This is a genomic window from Lentzea kentuckyensis, from assembly GCF_002150765.1.
In the GTDB taxonomy this organism is placed as follows: Bacteria; Actinomycetota; Actinomycetes; order Mycobacteriales; family Pseudonocardiaceae; genus Lentzea; species Lentzea kentuckyensis.
In genome coordinates, this window is the sequence record NZ_MUYM01000012.1 from 200,483 (window position 1) to 217,833 (window position 17,351).

The window sequence follows — 17,351 nt, forward strand, 5'->3', positions numbered from 1 at the left end:
CTCCACCTTCGTCCGTCCCGACAGATCCGGGCCCGCAGATTCGTCGATCACGACGAGGTGGCCGCGGGGCCGCCGAACCTAGCGTTGGCCGTGACCGGAGTCACGTCGGCATGGATGGGACGCGCGGATGTCCAAGTTGAGCGAGATCAACGACTGGTTGCAGCACAACCTGCCGCGACTGGCGGCCGAGTACGAGGTCCCGGGTGCCACCGCGGCCGTCACCGTCGGCGACGAGGTGGCCGAGGCCGCCACGGGCGTGTTGAACAAGAACACCGGCGTGGAGACGACGACCGACTCGCTGTTCCAGATCGGGTCGATCACCAAGGTGTGGACGACGACCCTCGCGATGCAGCTCGTCGACGAGAACCTGCTGGACCTGGACGCGCCGGTGCGCGACTACCTGCCTGATTTCCGGATCGCCGACGAGGACGCGGCCGCGCGCATCACCGTGCGCCAGCTGATGTGCCACACGGCGGGCTTCGAGGGCGACCTGTTCACCGACACCGGCCGCGGCGACGACTGCGTGGAGAAGTACGTCGCCACGTTGCACGACACTCCGCAGCTCTTCGCGCCGGGCGAGATGTTCAGCTACAACAACGCCGGTTACGTCGTGCTCGGCCGGATCGTCGAGGTCATGCGCGGCAAGCAGTACGACGACTGCCTGCGCGAGCACCTGTTCGCCCCGCTCGGCCTCACCCACGCGGCCGCCGACGCCTACGAGGCGATCATGTTCCGCGCGGCGACCGGGCACCTCACGCCGGACCCGGAGGCCGGGCCGCAGGTCGCGCCCGTGTGGGCGTTGGTGCGGTCGAACGCACCGGCCGGTTCGATGCTCGCGATGTCCGCCCGCGACCTGCTGAAGTTCGCGCGGATGCACCTGAACGGCGGCTCCGGCGTGCTGTCGCCGGAGAGCGCGGCGGCGATGCGGGAGGTCCAGTCACAGGTGCCGGACCTGGCACTGATGGGTGACGCCTGGGGTCTGGGCTGGGAGCTGTTCCACTATCCACAAGGGACGGTCATCGGCCACGACGGCGGCACGATCGGCCAGAACGCCTTCCTGCGCCTGGTTCCCGAACACGGCGTCGCGGTCGCGTTGCTGACCAACGGCGGCAAGACCGTCGACCTGTACCAGGCGATCTTCCGGCACGTGCTGCGCGAGCTCACCGGCGTCGAACTGCCCGCGATGCCCGAGCCCTCCGCTGAGCCGGAACGCGTCGACGGCAAACGGTTCGAGGGCGTCTACGTGTCGTCGGTCGGCGAGCGGATCGTCACACAGGACGCGGACGGCCGGATCTGGATGGAGGTCGTGCCGAAGGGGATCATGGCCGAACTCAGCCCGGAGTCGGCGGGCAAGACCGAGCTGGTGCCGTGGCGCGACGACACTCTCGTTGCCGCGGAACCGGTGCACGGCATCCACATGCCGCACGCGTTCGTCGGCGACGACGGCCAGGGCCGCGCGCTGTTCCTGCACACCGGCCGTGCCGACCGGCGGGTCGCCCGGTGATGCTCACGGAGGTGTTCGCCGAGGCCGGCGCGGAAGGGTTCGTGCACGCCCGCGAGATCGGGACGGACCACGAGTTCTCCTTCGGCGCGGACGACCCGGTCGTGCTGGCGTCGGTGTTCAAGATCCCGGTCGCCGTCGCCTACGCCGAGGAGGTGGCCGCGGGACGGCTGGATCCGGCCGAGCGCACGCGGGTGACGTCCCGGTACCGCATCGGCGGGATCGGCACCGCGGGCTGCGCCGACGACGTCGAGATGAGCTGGCGCGACCTCGCGTTGTTCATGATGACGATGAGCGACAACGCCGCGACGGACGTGCTCTTCCACCGCGTGGGCCAGGCCGCGGTCGACAAGGTGCTGTCGAACCTCGGCCTGCACCGCACCCGGATCCTGGGCTGCTGCGAGGACCTGTTCGCGTCGATGTCCGTCGACCTGGCCCTGACCCCGCTGGAGGCCGAGGAAGCGCTCGGATCTCCCACCTGGGACCTCATCCACAAGATGGCGATCGTGGACCCTGAGCGCACCACTTCCTCTACACCGCGGGAGATCACCACGCTGCTCGACGCCATCTGGACCGACCGCGCGGCGGTTCCCGAGGCGTGCGAACGCGTCCGGCAGATCATGACCCAGCAGATCTGGCCGCATCGGCTCAGCTCCGGTTTTCCCGCCGACGTCCAGGTCGCCGCCAAGACCGGCACGTTGCCCAGCGTGCGCAACGAGGCCGGCGTCGTCACCTACCCCGACGGCCGCGCCTACGCCGTCGCCGTGTTCACCCGCGCGAAGTCGCTCGACCTCAGGCAACCCGCCGTCGACGCGGTGATCGGCCGCGCCGGACGTCTCGCCGTCGACCACCTCCGGAGCACGTCATGAAACGCACAGCCGTAGTCGTGTCGGTCGCCCTCGTCGTGTCCGGGTGCGGGGCGTCCGGGAGTTCCCAGTCGGGCGCTCTGGCCGACGGCAAGACGTTCACGCTGTCGATCGGCGCGGATCCGGGCACCCTCGACCCCGCGCTGACGGTCCTGTCCGCCGCCCGCTCGGTCGGCCGGTTCCTCTACGGCAGGTTGATCGAACGCACGTCGTCCGGCGATGTCGTCGCCGGTCTCGCGGAGAAGTGGGACGCCACGACCACGACGGCGACCTTCACGCTGCGCCAGGGCATCACGTGCGCCGACGGCACACCGCTGACCGCCGCGGACGTCGCCGCGAACATCACCTTCATCGGAGATCCCAAGAACAAGTCGCCGCTGGCAGGAATCCAGGTCGCGGCGGGCACGTCCGCGACCGCCGACGAAGCGACCCGGACCGTGACGGTGACCAGCGGGGCGCCGGACGCGTTCCTGCTGACCAACGCCGGCTCGCTGCCGATCGTGTGCGCCAAGGGCATGGCCGACCGCTCGTTGCTCACCAAGGGCGAGCAGGGCACCGGCATGTTCACCGTCTCCGAGATCGTGCCGAACGACCACTACACCCTGGTGCGGCGCAAGGACTTCGCGTGGGGACCGGGCGACTGGCAGCGCGACCAGCAGGGCCTGCCGGACAAGGTCGTCGTGCGGGTGATCGCGAACGAGACGACCGCGGTGAACCTGTTGCTGTCCGGTCAGCTCACCGCGGCCACGGTCGCGGGCCCCGACCAGGAACGCCTGCTGGCCCAGAAGGTCGACCACGTCGACTACGCGACACCGCTGGGAACGCTGTCGTTCAACCACGCGTCCGGACACCCCGGCGCGGACCCCGCGGTGCGCCGCGCGCTCGTGCAGGGTCTCGACCTCGCGCAGGCCGGCAAGGTGCTGACAGGCGGCAAGGGCAGGCCGTCCAAGGGTTTGGTGACCATCGAACCGCGGCCGTGCACGGGCGACAACGTGAGTGCGAACCTGCCCGGATACGACAAAGCCGCTGCCGCCGCGGGTTTGGACACGGCGGGATGGCGGGCCGGGCCGGACGGTGTGCGGGCCAGGAACGGCGTGCCGCTGTCGATCAAGCTGCTCCAGCCGACCGTCGCCGGCCCGACCCTCACCGCGACCGCCGAGCTGATCCAACAGGCGTGGCAGGGCATTGGTGTCAAGGTCGAGATCCAGCCCGTCGACGCCGCCGGCGTCAACCAGACGCTGTTCGGCACCGGCGCGTGGGACGTGTCGATGGTGCCGCTGACGTTGTCGCTGCCGAGCCAGCTCGTGCCGTTCGCGTCCGGTGCGGTGCCGCCGCAGGGCGTGAACTTCAGCCACATCACCAACCCCACGTTCGAAGCGGAGTCCACGAAGGCGGCCTCCGTCGCGGGCAACGCCGGGTGCGAGCACTGGGACAAGGCCGAGGCCGCGCTGATCAAGTCCCTCGACCTGGTCCCGTACTTCGACGCGCTCGTACCGACCTTCGTCAAGGGCGCGAAGTTCACCATGAGCGACGGCCCCGACCCGACGTCGATCCGGATGTTCGCCTCATGACCACGTGGCTGCCCTTCGCCCGGCGCCGGTCGGTGCGGTTCCTGACCTCGCTCTGGGTGCTGGTGACCGCGGCGTTCCTGATGATCCACCTGATCCCCGGCGACCCGGTCCGCGAGACGCTGGGCCTCACCGCACCACCCGAGGTGGTCGCCGCCCGCCGTGCCGCGCTGGGTCTCGACGACCCGTTGCCGGTGCAGTACTGGCACTACCTGACCGGCCTGTTCCGCGGCGAGTTCGGCACCTCCCTGGTCAGCGGCACACCGGTCGCTTCGCTGATCGGCGACCGGCTGCCGGCGACCGTGCAGCTCGCGGTGCTGGCGTTCCTCGTCGTGATCGTCGTGGCGGTGCCGGTCGGCGTCGTGATGGCGGTGCTGACCCGCGGCGGCCGCCGGCGCGGCGGCGAGCTCGCGTTCACGTCGGTCAGCGTGGTCTTCACGGCGATCCCGGAGTTCCTGCTGGCCGTCGGCCTGGTGAGCCTGTTCGCGGTGCAGCTCGGCGTGTTCCCCGTGGCGGGCAACGACGCCGCCGGCTCGTGGGTGCTCCCGGTGCTGGCCCTGGCCATCGGACCGGCCGCGGTGCTCGCCCGGATCGTCCGGGTGGAGCTGCTTTCGGTGCTGGGCAACGACTTCGTCCGGACCGCACGGGCGAAGCGGTTGCCACCGCGGCTGGTGTACGTGCGGCACGCGCTGCCCAACGCCATCACCGCGACGTTGACTTTGGGCGGGATGATGCTCGCCGCGCTGGTCGCCGGGACCGTGCTGGTGGAGAACGTGTTCGCGTGGCCGGGGCTGGGGTCGACGATCGTGGGGTCGATCCAGCAGAAGGACTATCCCGCGGTGCAGGGCATCGTGCTGGTGTACGGGGCGGGCGTGCTGCTGGTGAACCTGGTGGTGGACGTGGTGCTGGCGTTGCTGGATCCCCGGTCGACGATCAGGGAGACGTGATGCGCGCCCACTGCGCCCCTGTCGGCGCCGCCTCCGCCGTCCTCCTCACCCCGACGACGACAAGGGAAACGTGATGCGCGCACTCCGCTCCCCCGTCGGCGCCGCCTCCGCCGTCCTCCTGACCCTCTTGGTGGCGCTCGCCGTCCTCGCCCCGCTCCTCTGGGGCGACCGAGCCGCCGCGATCGACACCGACGCGTTGCAGCAGGGCCCGTCCGCCGACCACCTGCTCGGCACCGACTCGCTCGGCCGCGACATCTTCCACCGCGTCCTCGTCGCCACCCGCCTGACTCTCGGGCTCGCACTGCTGGCCACGTTCGTCGGCGTGATCACCGGCCTGATCCTGGGCTCACTGCCGTCGGTGCTCCCCCGCTGGGCGGCCAGGGCCGTCACGTCGGCGGTGAACATCGCCGTGGCGTTCCCCGGGCTGCTGCTGGCGTTGTTCTTCGCCGTCATCTTCGGCACCGGGACGATCGGGGCGGTGCTGGCCATCGCGTTCGCGATCACCCCGTCGTTCGCCCGCCTCACCCAGACGCTGACGGCGTCGGTGAGCGGCCGCGACTTCATCGCGGCCGCGCGGGTGTGCGGAGTGGGCAGGTTCCGGTTGCTCACCCGGCACGTGCTGCCGAACATCGCCGAACCGCTCGTGATCAACGCGACGCTCGCGGCGGGCCAGGCGCTGACCGCGTTCGCCGGGTTGTCGTTCCTGGGCATCGGGGTGCAGGCACCCTCGTACGACTGGGGACGGCTGCTCGGCGAGGGGCTCAACCGGATCTACGTCACGCCCGCGCCCGCGCTCGGGGCGGCGGTCGCCGTGGTGGTGGCCGGACTGGCGTTCAACCTGTTCGGTGAGGCCGCGGCAGCCGCTGCCGGTCATCGGCAGGTAGCCGTCGCCGGGAAGAAACCATCCGAGTCCATTGTGGACAACAAACAGGGCGACGGGGTGTTGAGCGTGCGGAACCTGCGGGTGGCGTTTCCCGGGCCGGCCGGGTGGATCACGCCGGTGCGCGGGGTGTCGTTCACCGTCCGGCAGGGCGAGATGATCGGGGTCGTCGGCGAGTCGGGGTCCGGTAAGAGCCTCACCGCGCTGGCGGTGTCGCGGCTGGTCGAGCATCCCGGCGTGGTGACGGCGGATCGGCTGGCGTTCGCCGGGAAGCCGTTGCTCAGGACGTCCGATCGCGAGCTGGGGACGTCGCTCGCGATGGTGTTCCAGGACCCGATGACCTCGTTCAACCCGACGCGGCGCATCGGGCGGCAACTGGCGGAGGTTTCCGAAGTGCACCAAGGGATGTCGCGGACCAAGGCCTTCGAACGGGCCGTGGACCGGCTCAAGGCCGTGCGGATTCCCACGGCTGCGAAACGGGCCAGGCAGTACCCGCACGAGTTCTCCGGCGGCATGCGGCAGCGGGCCATGATCGCGATGGGGTTGATGGGCGAACCCCAGCTGGTGATCGCCGACGAGCCGACCACCGCGCTGGACGTCACCGTGCAGCGGGAGGTGTTGCGGTTGCTGGCGAAGGTCCGCGCGGAACGGTCGGCGGCGGTCTTGCTGATCAGCCACGACATCACGGTAGTCGCGCAGACCTGCGACCGGGTGCTGGTGATGTACGCGGGCAGGGTGGTCGAGGAGCTGCCGACCGCCGAGCTGTTCACGTCGGCCCGGCATCCGTACACGACGGCGTTGCTGGCCGCGGTGCCCGATCTCGACACGGACCGGGAGGCGCCGCTCGCCGTCATCCCCGGCCGGCCACCGGAGCCGGGTGAGATCACCAGGGGGTGCCCGTTCGCGCCGCGCTGCCCGAAGGCGGACGAGAGGTGCCGTCAGCAGGAACCCGAGCTCACGGAAGTCGCGAACGAGCACCGCGTCGCTTGCTTCGTCACCGCTGGAGGCCCGAGGTGAGTGAGCTGAAGTTCGAGAACGTCAGCCTGCACTACGGCACGCTCAAAGCCGTCGACGACGTGAGCCTGACCGTGCCGCCGGGCGAGGTCGTGGGCCTCGTCGGCGAGTCGGGATCGGGCAAGTCGACGCTCGCCGCCGCGGCGGTCGGCCTCGTCGCCCCCACCGCCGGGCGCGTCCTGATCGACGGCATGGACGTCCAGCGCCTCAAACCTCGGCAACGGCGGCTGCAGATGGTGTTCCAGGACCCGTACTCGTCGCTCGACCCGAGGATGAGCATCGGCCGGTCGATCGCCGAGGCGATGCCGAAGGGAACCGACAAACGCGAAGAGGTCGCGCGGCTCCTCGAACTGGTCAACCTCGACCCCGGCCGCGCCTCCTCGCTCCCGGCGAGGCTCTCCGGCGGGCAACGGCAGCGCGTCGCCCTCGCCAGGGCCCTCGCCGGACAGCCGAAGGTGATCATCGCGGACGAGATCACGTCCGCGCTCGACGTGTCCGTGCAGGGCGCCGTGCTGAACCTGGTGCGGGACCTGCAGCGGCGGCTCGGGCTGTCGATGCTGTTCATCTCGCACAACCTCGCCGTCGTCCGGTACGTGAGCGACCGCATCGCGGTGATGAAGACCGGCAAGATCGTGGAGGAGGGGCCGGCCGAGCAGGTGCTCACCGACCCGCGGCACCTGTACACGCGGGAGCTGCTCGCCGCCGCACCACAGCGAAACACCAGGCTGGAGGCTTCATGATCGACGACCTGCACGGGCGCAGCGTGGTCGCCGACACGCACAACGACCTGCTGGACGCGATCGTCCACCGGCCCGTCGAACGCTGGGTTCCGCACTTCCGCGAGCAATGGTTGCCCCAGTTGCACGCGGGTGGGGTGAACCTCCAGGTGCTGCCGGTGTTCATCGACGACGTGTTCCGCCCGGAAGGCGCGCTGCGGCAGACGCTGCGGATGATCGAGGCGGCGCACCGCATCGCCGAGGGCAACCCGGACACCGTGCGACTCTGTCTGAACGGCACCGACATCGACGTCGCCCTGACCGAAAACCGCATCGCGCTCGTGCTGGCGTTGGAGAGCGCGCCCGGTGTCGGTGAGGACGTCGAACTGCTGGAAACCCTGTACCGGCTTGGGGTGCGCATCGCCTCGCTCGCCCACTTCGGCCGCACGGCGCTGGCCGACGGCAGCGGTGAGGACGCCACCGGCAGCAGGCTCACCAGGGCGGGTGTGGCCGCGTTCGCCGAGATGGAACGTCTCGGCATGATCTTCGACGTCAGCCACCTGAGCGCGGCGGGCGTCGACCACGTGCTGGAGATGGCGACCCGTCCGGTGATGGCAACGCACTCGTCCGCACGGGCGTTGCGCGACCACCACCGCAACCTGACCAACGCACAGTTGAAAGGCATCGCGGACAACGGCGGCGTGGTGTGCGTGAACTTCTTCGCACCGTTCCTGCACGAGTTCGACTTCCGCATCGAGCGGTTGATCGACCACATCGAGCACATCGCGGGCGTCATGGGCGTACGGCACGTCGGCCTCGGGCCGGACTTCGTCAAGGAGGTCCTCGAGGACGTCACGCCGCCGTGCTGTGAAGCCCAGTTCATCGAGGGCGTGCCCACCGACCGGTTCCTGCCGGGCTTGGAGGGGCCGGCAGGGCTGCCGCTGGTGACCGAGGCGCTGCGGAAACGCGGCTGGCCCGACGACGACATCGCGCTGGTGCTGGGCCAGAACGTGCTCGACCTGTTCCGTTCCGAGCTGACGAGGGGATCCGCATCGTGACCACCATCGAGGACCTGTACGGCTTCGCGCTGCCCGAGGAGCCCGCGCTCTCGCCGGACGGCACCGAGATCGTGTACGTCCTGCGCACCACGGACCGCGAGGGCGACCGCGACGAGCGGGCGCTGTGGCGGGTGTCCGGTGGCAAACCCCGGCAGCTCACCAGGGGGAAGTCCGACGCGGCGCCCGCGTGGTCGCCGGACGGGAGCCGCATCGCGTTCCTGCGCGCCCAGGACGGCCCGGCGCAGGTGTGGCTGCTGCCCGCCGACGGGGGCGAGCCCGAGCAGGTGACGTCGTTGCCGCTCGGCGCGGGCGCGCCGGTGTGGAGCGCGGACGGCACGAAGCTCGCGTTCTCCGCGCCCGTCGACATCGCGGACGCCAAGGCGCCGATCGTCGCCGAGCGCCTCGACTACAAGTCCGACGGGTCCGGCTATCTGCGCTCCATCCGCGCTCACCTGCACGTGGTCGACCTGGAAAGCCGTGAGGTCGAGCAGATCACCGACGGCGACTGGCACGCCGGCACGCCCGCGTGGTCACCGGACGGCACCCGGCTCGCGTTCGCGGGGGCGCTGGACGAGGACTCCGATCTGACGTTCCGGGTGCCGGTGCACGTCGTGAACGTCAGCGGCAAAACGCAGCCGGAGCTCGTCGGACTGGCCGACGGGCAGGCGGCGACGGTCGCGTGGACCGCGGACGGCCTGCTCGTCACCGGACGGACCTCCGCCGACAGCGGGCACCTCAGCCTGCTGCTCCTCTCGTTCGACGGTGAGGTGCGCAACCTGTCGGAGTCGTTGGACCGCAACGTCATGCCCGGCATGTCCGGCTATCCGGGTGGCCTTCCAGCGCTGACCGGCCGCACCGTGTTGTTCTGCGCCCGCGACCGCGGTTGCACCCAGCTCTACGCCGTGGACCTCGACGGCGGTGAGCCGAGGCTGGTCGTCGGCGGTGATTCTCGTGTCGTAGCAGGGCTTTCGGCCACCGACACCGTTGCGGCGCTCGTCCTCGGCACCGCCACCTCGTACGGTGAGATCGCCACGGTCGACCTGGCGAGCGGTGAGCTGACCGTCCACACCGAACACAACAAGACCGAGGTGTTCGTCCGCGAGGAGCGGGAGTTCACCATCTCGGACGGCACGGTCGTGCACGGCTGGCTCGTGCGCGACCCCGAACGCACCGGTCCGTTGCCGCTGCTGCTGGACATCCACGGCGGCCCGCACAACGCGTGGAACGGCACCGCCGACCCGATCCATCTGTACCACCAGGTGCTGGCTCAGCAGGGCTGGGCGATCCTGCTGCTCAACCCGCGTGGCAGCGACGGCTACGGCGAGGCGTTCTACCAGGCCGCGCTCGGCGCCTGGGGCAAGGCCGACGCCAAGGACTTCCTGGAGCCGATCGACCAGCTGGTGGCCGAGGAACTGGCCGACCCGGCGAAGCTGGCCGTCACCGGCTACAGCTACGGCGGCTACATGACCTGCTACCTGACCAGCCGCGACACCAGGTTCGCCGCCGCGGTCGCCGGTGGTGTGGTGAGCGACCTGAGCAGCATGGCGGGCACGTCCGACGGCGGCCGCTACCTGACCGAACTGGAGCTGGGCGGACCCGGCGAGCACATCGCGGAACTCTCCCCGTTCACGCTCGTCGGTGACGTCCGCACACCCACGTTGATCTACCAGGGCGCCGCGGACGACAGGTGCCCGGTCGGTCAGGCCGAGCAGTGGTTCATGGCGCTGCGCCAGAACGACGTGCCGGCCAAGCTCGTGCTCTACCCCGACGAGTCGCACCTGTTCATCCTCAGCGGCAAGCCGTCACACCGCGAGGACTTCAACCGCCGCGTCGTGGACTGGGTGCGCGAGCACGCGGAAGAGCGCGTGCCGCTGGACGCGAAGCATTGGCAGCGCAGGCTTTCCGCGCTCGCCACCAAGCACGGCGTGCCCGGCGCGGCGCTCGGCATCCTGCACCACGGCGAGATCGTCCAGGCACACCACGGCGTTCTCAACACGTCGACCGGTGTGGAGGTCACCGACGACTCGATCTTCCAGATCGGCTCGATCGGCAAGGTGTGGACGACGACCGTGGTCATGCGGCTCGTCGACGAGGGCCTGCTCGACCTCGACGCGCCGATCATCGACGTGCTGCCGGAGCTGAAGCTCGCGGATCCCGTGGTGACGCAGAAGGTGACCATGCGGCACCTGCTCACGCACACCAGCGGCATCGACGGCGACATCTTCACCGACACCGGCCGCGGCGACGACTGCCTGGAGCGGTACACCGAGCTGCTGGCCGAGGCCGCGCAGAACCACCCGCTCGGCGCGACGTTCTCCTACTCCAACTCCGGTTTCGTGCTGGCCGGCCGGGTGATCGAGAAGCTCACCGGCAAGACCTGGGACGCGGCCATGCGGGAGAAGCTCTTCACTCCGCTCGGCCTCACCCGCACCGGAACGCTGCCAGAGGAGGCGCTGCTGCACCGCGCCGCCGTCGGTCACCAGGACAAGGACGGCAAGCAGGAACCGGTACCGGTGTGGATGCTGCCGCGATCGGTCGGCCCGGCCGGGACGATCTTCTCGACCACCGCGGACGTCCTGGCCTTCGCTCGGATGCATCTTGAAGGTGGGCTGGCTGCGGACGGCACACGGGTGTTGTCGGAGGCGTCCGCGCTCGTCATGACCGAGAAGCAGACCGACGTGCCCGACCCGAACGCGCTGGGCGACTCGTGGGGCGTCGGCTGGATCCGGTTCGGCTGGGACGGGCACCGGCTGATCGGTCACGACGGCAACACCATCGGACAGTCCGCGTTCCTCCGCCTGCTGCCGGGGCACAACCTCGCGGTCACGTTGCTGACCAACGGCGACCACGCGCGGGAGCTGTACCTGGACCTGTACCGGGAGATCTTCGCCGAACTGGCGGGCGTCGCCATGCCGCGCCCGGTGCAGCCGGCCGACGAACCCCCGGCGGTGGACCACGCGCGGTACCTCGGCCGGTACGAACGGGCGTCCATGACCCTCGACGTCATCGAGGGCGACCAGGGACTGCGGCTCAGGACGACGGTCACCGGTTCGCTGGCCGAGCTGGTCCCCCAGCTGCCGGAGGTCGATCTCCTGCCGCTCGACGACTCGTCGTTCGTGTGCCGGTGGACGGAGAACGGCAGCTGGTCGTCCGTCGTGTTCTACACGCTGCCCACGGGCGAGCAGTACGTGCACATGGGTGTCCGCGCCACGCCGAAGGTGTCCTGAGATGAACCTGCTCCACACCATCGAGCGGCTCGTGACCTGCGAGTCGCCGTCCACCGACCTGGCGGCGGTCGCCCGCAGCGCGGACGTCACCGCCGAGGTGGGCTCCGCTCTGCTCGGCGCGTCACCGGAACGGATCGTGCTCGACGGCCGCACACACCTGCGCTGGCGGCTGGGTTCCGGGCCGCGCAAGGTGTTGCTGCTCGGCCACCACGACACGGTGTGGCCGATCGGGTCGCTCGCGCGGCTTCCGTTCGAGGTGCGCGACGGTGTGCTGCGCGGACCGGGTTGCTTCGACATGAAGACCGGGCTGGCGATGATCTTTCACGCGGTGGCGTCACTGGATTCCCCCGACGGCGTCACGGTTCTGGTGACCGGCGACGAGGAGATCGGCTCGCCGTCGTCGCGCGGCCTGATCGAGGAGGAGGCGCGGCAGCACACGGCCGTGCTGGTCACCGAGGGTTCGGCGGACGGCGGCGCGTTGAAGACCGAGCGCAAGGGCACTTCCATGTACGAGGTGACGTTGCACGGCCGTGCGGCGCATGCCGGCCTTGAGCCCGAACGCGGTGTGAGCGCGACTGTTGAGGCAGCACACCAAGTGCTGGCGGTCTCGGAGCTGACGGATCTCGCGGTCGGCACCACCGTCACGCCGACCGTGCTGTCCGCCGGCACGACGATGAACACCGTTGCTGCCTTGGCGAAGTTCATGGTGGACGTGCGCGTCCGGAACCTCGCCGAGCAGCTGCGGGTCGACGAGGCGATGCGGGCGCTGGTTCCGGTGGTCGACGGCGCCAAGATCGAGGTGACCGGCGGCCCGAACCGGGCGCCGATGGAGCTCTCGATGTCCGCCGGCCTGTTCGAGCTGGCTTCCGGAATCGCCGCCGGATTGGGCATGCAGCTCACCTCGGCCGCGGTCGGTGGCGCGTCCGACGGCAACTTCACCGCGGGCGTGGGGATTCCGACGCTCGACGGGCTCGGCGCGGTCGGCGGCGGGGCGCACGCGGAGAGCGAGCACGTGCTGGTGTCGGAGCTCGTGCCGCGCACCACGCTGCTCGCGGCACTGGTGAAGGAGCTTCTGGCATGACAGTCGTGACGCAGGTGGTCGTCCGTCAGCTCGTAGCGTTCGACGAACTCGTTGCCACCCAACAGTTGTACGAGTCAATCTGGCGACCGAACGGCAACACTCCCCCGGTCACCGCCGAGTTGTTGCGGGCGATGACCAAGGCGGGCAGCTACGTCGCGGGCGCGTTCGACGGCAACGACCTCATCGGTGCGTGCATCGGCTTCTGCTCGCCGCCCGCCCTCGGCACGTTGCACAGCCACATCGCCGGTGTCGCTGCCGGCGCGCGCGGACGCAACGTCGGCTACGCGTTGAAGCTCGACCAACGGGCGTGGGCGTTGGAACGCGGCCTGAACGAGGTCACCTGGACGTTCGACCCGCTGGTGCGCCGCAACGCCTACTTCAACCTGGGCAAGCTCGGCGCCGACGCGACCGAGTACCTGCCGGACTTCTACGGCCACATGCACGACGACATCAACGGCGGCACCGAGAGCGACCGGCTGCTGATCAGCTGGCGCGTCTCGGCGCCGGCGGTCGTCGCCGCGTGCTCGGGACAACCGCGGGTGGTGGCGGCGACGGGCGCGGTCGCGTTGGGGATCTCGGCCGACGGCCTGCCCGTGCGTGGCGTTGCCGCTGGTCAGACCGTGCTGGTCGCGGTGCCGCCGGACATCGAGACGCTGCGGGCCACGAACCCGGCCGCAGCTCGCGAGTGGCGGCACGCCGTGCGCGACGTGCTCGGCGGATTGCTGATGGCGGGCGGCCGCGTCACCGGGTTCGACAGGTCGGGGTGGTACGTCGTGGAGAGGAACGAGTCGTGAAGCTGTCCGGTGTGGAGCTCCGCTGGGTCGAGATGCCGCTGAAGTCGCCCTTCCGGACGTCGTTCGGCACCCAGACCGTGCGCGGCTTACTGCTGCTACGCGCCGTCACGGACTCGGCCGAGGGCTGGGGCGAGTGCGTCGCGATGGCCGACCCGGTGTACTCGTCGGAGTACCTGGAGGGCTGCGCGGACGTGCTGCGCCGGTTCCTGATCCCGGCCCTGACCGGCCCGATCGACGGAGTGTCGGTGGCACCGCGGCTCGCCCGGTTCCGCGGACACCGGATGGCCAAGGGCGCGCTGGAGATGGCGGTGCTGGACGCCGAACTACGCGCGCGTGGCGTGTCATTCGGCCGTGAGCTGGGCGCGGTGCGTACGCGCGTGCCGTGCGGTGTGTCGGTCGGCATCATGAACTCGATCCCCGAACTGCTGGACGCCGTCACCGGCTACGTCGACGAGGGCTACGTCCGGATCAAGCTGAAGATCGAGCCCGGCTGGGACGTCACACCGGTCCGCGCGGTCCGCGAACGGTTCCCCGACGTGCTGCTGCAGGTCGACGCGAACACGGCCTACACCCTCGCCGACGCCCGGCACCTGGCCCGGCTAGACCCGTTCGACCTGCTGCTGATCGAGCAACCGCTGGACGAGGAGGACATCCTCGCGCACGCCACACTGGCCCAGACGGTCCGCACGCCGATCTGCCTGGACGAGTCGATCACCTCGGCCCGCTCGGCCGCCGACGCGATCAAGCTCGGCGCCTGCCAGATCGTGAACATCAAGCCCGGCCGCGTGGGCGGCTACCTGGAAGCCCGGCGCATCCACGACGTGTGCGCCGCGCACGGGATCGCGGTGTGGTGCGGCGGCATGCTCGAAACGGGCATCGGCCGTGCCGCGAACGTGGCGCTGGCGGCGTTGCCCGGCTGCACGCTGCCCGGCGACACCTCGGCGTCCGACCGCTACTACGCGATGGACGTCACCGAGCCGTTCGTGCTGGACGACGGCCACCTCACCGTGCCGACCAGCCCAGGCCTGGGCGTGACCCCCCTACCGGACGCCCTAGACGCCGTAACGGTCAAAACGGAGTGGATCCCGGTGTGAGCCGCGCCCCGCGTGCCGATTTGGCGTGTGCAAGTACTACCAACCCATGATCATCGAGCGCGCAACTACTACCAACCAAGCGCTGGATTCCTCTGTAGACGGTTGGCAAGGTGGAGCCATGAGCCCGCGAACAGGCCTCGCCAGGGTCCTGGACGACCTCGGCACCACGCTGATCGACCTGGTCCGGGGCGATCCGGGCCGGGCAGTCGACATCGGCGGCGTGGTGATCCACGACCCGCACGACGACCAGGCGCTGCCGGCGTCCGCGCTGGTGCTCGGCGTCGGCGTGCGGGAGCCGGCGGAGATCCTCGACGAACTGGGCAAGCACGGGGCCGCGGCCCTGGTCGTGCGCGGACCGGTCGACGTGACCGACGAGATCGCCGAGGCCGTCGACCGGTCCGGCGTGGCGCTGCTCGGCCTCGCGCCGGGCGCGTCGTGGACGCAACTGGCCGCGATGCTGCGGTCGCTGCTGGCCGAGGGCGAGGTGGACCCGTCCGAGACGCTCGGCGGCGTGCCGGCCGGGGACCTGTTCGCGCTGGCCAACGCCGTGGCGTCGTTGATCGGCGCACCGGTGACGATCGAGGACCGCAGCTCGCGGGTGCTCGCGTTCTCCGGCCGCCAGGACGAGGCCGACTCGTCGCGGGTCGAGACGATCCTCGGCCGGCAGGTGCCCGCGCGCTACTCGCAGATGCTGGAGGCACGCGGGGTGTTCCAGCAGCTCTACCGCAGCGACCAGCCCGTCTACATCGAGGGTCTGCCCGCCGACGACGGCACCCTGTGTCTCCCGAGGGTCGCGGTGGCGGTCCGGGCGGGCGACGAGTTTCTCGGCTCGATCTGGGCCGCGGTCCGCGAACCACTGCCCGAAGACCGGTCGCAGGCGTTCTGCGACGCGGCCAAACTGGTGGCATTGCACATGATGCGCCAGCGGGCGGGCGCCGACGTCGAACGCCGGCTGCGCGCGGACCTCGTCAGCACCGCCGTCGAGGGTGGGAGCGGGGCGGCGGAAGCAGTGCGGCGGCTCGGGCTCGCGGATCAGTCGTGCGTGGTGCTCGCGTTGGCGCTGGCCCACTCGCACGGCGACGATCCCGCCGGCCACGCCCGCCTGCTGGCCGAACGGCAGCAGATCGCCGACGCCTTCGCCATGCACCTGACCGCCGTCCACCCGCGCGCCGCCGCCGCGTTGATCGGCGACGTCGCCTACGCGATCCTGCCCGCCGAGTCGGAGGACCGGGCGCTGCGCATCGCCACCGACTTCCGCAACCGCATCGGCAACCACGTGCTCGTCGGCGTCGGGCAGGTGACGGACGGGTTGGAGCTGTCGCGCTCGAGGACGGGCGCCGATCTCGTCTTGCGGGTGCTCAGGGCCGGCCGGGCGCACCACCAGGTCGCGCGAGTGTCCGATGTGCACAGTGAGGGCCTGCTGCTGGAGCTGTCGGATCTGATCGCCGAGCGCGGTGACACGTTGTCCGGCCCCGTCGCGCGGCTGATCGCCTACGACCGCAAGCACAGCAGCTGTCTGGTGGAGACGCTCAACGCGTGGCTGGACGCGTTCGGGGACGTCGCGGCCGCGTCGGCGGCCGTTTTCGTGCACCCCAACACTTTCCGGTACCGGCTGCGGCGGCTGTCGGAGGTCGGGGAGATCGACCTCAGTGATCCGGACGCGCGGTTCGCGGCGATGCTTCAGCTCCGGCTGTGGCTGCCAGGTGGTGCCGAGCCAGCGCGATGAACGCCGCCGTCGACGGGTGCGCGGCCGGTGCCGGCCACGCCAGGTGCACGGTGATCGGTTCGGCGTCGGCCAGCGGCAGGTAGGTCACGCCGGGGTGCGGGTGGTGGTGCACCGTGCCCGCCGCCGTGACACCGACGGTCGTACCGGTCGCGATCGAGGTCAGCCACTCGACCACGCCGGGCACGTCCACGGTTCGCGGGCGCGCGCCCGACGGCCACAGGTCCGCGGTGGTCGTGGCCGCCGTTTCGCACACGGCGACGCATTCGCTCACCAGATCGTCGAGCAGGAGAACCTCGCGCGACGCCAGCGGGTGATCGTCCGCGACGGCCGCGACCCGGGGCTCTTCGATCAACGCCACGTGGTCGATGCCGGCTTCGGCTGGTTCGGTGCGCAGCACGGCGACGTCCGCCTCGCCGCGCCGCAGGGCCGCTTCGGGGTCGTCGGACTGCCGGATGCGCACCAGGACGTCCGGGTTCTCCGCCCGCCACGAACGCAGGAACGGGATGGTGATCCGGCCGAGCGCGGCCCAGGCGAACGTCAGCCGCAGCGGTTGTGGCTGGACGGCTTCGGCCAGGGCCGTGTCGAGCGAGGTCAGGATGCGATGGCTGTGTTCCCACAGACGGTGCCCGGCGTCGGTCAGGGCGACATGGCGCGTGGTGCGTTCGACCAGACGCACGCCCAGACGGCGCTCCAGTTGTTCGAGCGTGCGCGAGAGAGCGGGCTGGGTGACGTGCAACGCTTGTGCGGCCGCGGTGATCGAACGGTGGTCGCCGATCGCAGCGAGTGCCCGCAGGTGACGCAGCTCGACATTCATAACCACCGATCATAAGTGCTGCACGAACGGCATTTCACAGCCACCAGAACCAGGCTTAGCGTCAA

The 17,351-nt window shown here is 70.5% G+C and carries 12 protein-coding genes and 1 pseudogene; 12 read left to right on the forward strand and 1 reads right to left on the reverse strand.

Annotated elements, in window-relative coordinates; all coding sequences use genetic code 11:
- The first annotated feature begins 127 nt into the window (after positions 1-127).
- The 12 genes and pseudogenes from B0F77_RS07400 to B0F77_RS07455 all read left to right on the forward strand — a co-directional run bounded on the left by B0F77_RS07400 (position 128) and on the right by B0F77_RS07455 (position 16,472).
- Positions 128-1,504, forward strand: coding sequence for a serine hydrolase domain-containing protein (locus tag B0F77_RS07400; protein WP_086662019.1), 1,377 nt, complete (start codon positions 128-130; stop codon positions 1,502-1,504).
- Positions 1,504-2,370 (forward strand): serine hydrolase, encoded by an 867-nt coding sequence (locus B0F77_RS07405; protein ID WP_086662111.1) that lies wholly within the window; start codon positions 1,504-1,506, stop codon positions 2,368-2,370. The genes B0F77_RS07400 and B0F77_RS07405 overlap by 1 nt, the downstream gene beginning before the upstream one ends.
- Positions 2,367-3,938 carry an ABC transporter substrate-binding protein gene (locus B0F77_RS07410; protein WP_086662020.1) on the forward strand — a complete coding sequence of 524 codons (1,572 nt, stop codon included), beginning with the start codon at positions 2,367-2,369 and terminating at the stop codon, positions 3,936-3,938. The genes B0F77_RS07405 and B0F77_RS07410 overlap by 4 nt, the downstream gene beginning before the upstream one ends.
- The gene (locus B0F77_RS07415; RefSeq protein WP_086662021.1) at positions 3,935-4,882 is read left to right on the forward strand and encodes an ABC transporter permease; all 948 of its coding nucleotides are present in this window, start codon (positions 3,935-3,937) and stop codon (positions 4,880-4,882) included. Before B0F77_RS07410 ends, B0F77_RS07415 begins: the two co-directional genes overlap by 4 nt.
- A gap of 73 nt (positions 4,883-4,955) precedes the next feature.
- Positions 4,956-6,779, forward strand: coding sequence for a dipeptide/oligopeptide/nickel ABC transporter permease/ATP-binding protein (locus B0F77_RS07420; RefSeq protein ID WP_086662022.1), 1,824 nt, complete (start codon positions 4,956-4,958; stop codon positions 6,777-6,779).
- Positions 6,776-7,504: pseudogene (locus B0F77_RS07425) on the forward strand (ATP-binding cassette domain-containing protein); the annotation flags it as partial. The gene B0F77_RS07420 and the pseudogene B0F77_RS07425, both read left to right, overlap by 4 nt.
- A gap of 8 nt (positions 7,505-7,512) precedes the next feature.
- Complete coding sequence (locus B0F77_RS07430) at positions 7,513-8,550, forward strand: dipeptidase (protein WP_086662024.1); 1,038 nt, start codon at positions 7,513-7,515, stop codon at positions 8,548-8,550.
- Positions 8,547-11,777 (forward strand): serine hydrolase, encoded by a 3,231-nt coding sequence (locus tag B0F77_RS07435; protein WP_245847872.1) that lies wholly within the window; start codon positions 8,547-8,549, stop codon positions 11,775-11,777. The genes B0F77_RS07430 and B0F77_RS07435 overlap by 4 nt, the downstream gene beginning before the upstream one ends.
- A gap of 1 nt (position 11,778) precedes the next feature.
- Entirely contained in the window at positions 11,779-12,858 is a 1,080-nt protein-coding gene (locus B0F77_RS07440) for a M20 family metallopeptidase (protein ID WP_086662026.1), read from the forward strand.
- Entirely contained in the window at positions 12,855-13,652 is a 798-nt protein-coding gene (locus B0F77_RS07445; protein ID WP_086662027.1) for a GNAT family N-acetyltransferase, read from the forward strand. Before B0F77_RS07440 ends, B0F77_RS07445 begins: the two co-directional genes overlap by 4 nt.
- A complete protein-coding gene (menC, locus tag B0F77_RS07450; RefSeq protein ID WP_086662028.1) occupies positions 13,649-14,746 on the forward strand; it encodes an o-succinylbenzoate synthase in 1,098 nt (365 codons plus the stop codon). The genes B0F77_RS07445 and menC overlap by 4 nt, the downstream gene beginning before the upstream one ends.
- Positions 14,747-14,864: 118 nt before the next feature.
- A complete protein-coding gene (locus B0F77_RS07455) occupies positions 14,865-16,472 on the forward strand; it encodes a PucR family transcriptional regulator (RefSeq protein ID WP_086662029.1) in 1,608 nt (535 codons plus the stop codon).
- Here B0F77_RS07455 and B0F77_RS07460 read toward each other — a convergent pair.
- Complete coding sequence (locus tag B0F77_RS07460; RefSeq protein WP_086662030.1) at positions 16,393-17,286, reverse strand: LysR family transcriptional regulator; 894 nt, start codon at positions 17,284-17,286, stop codon at positions 16,393-16,395. The genes B0F77_RS07455 and B0F77_RS07460 overlap by 80 nt on opposite strands.
- Positions 17,287-17,351 lie beyond the last annotated feature (65 nt).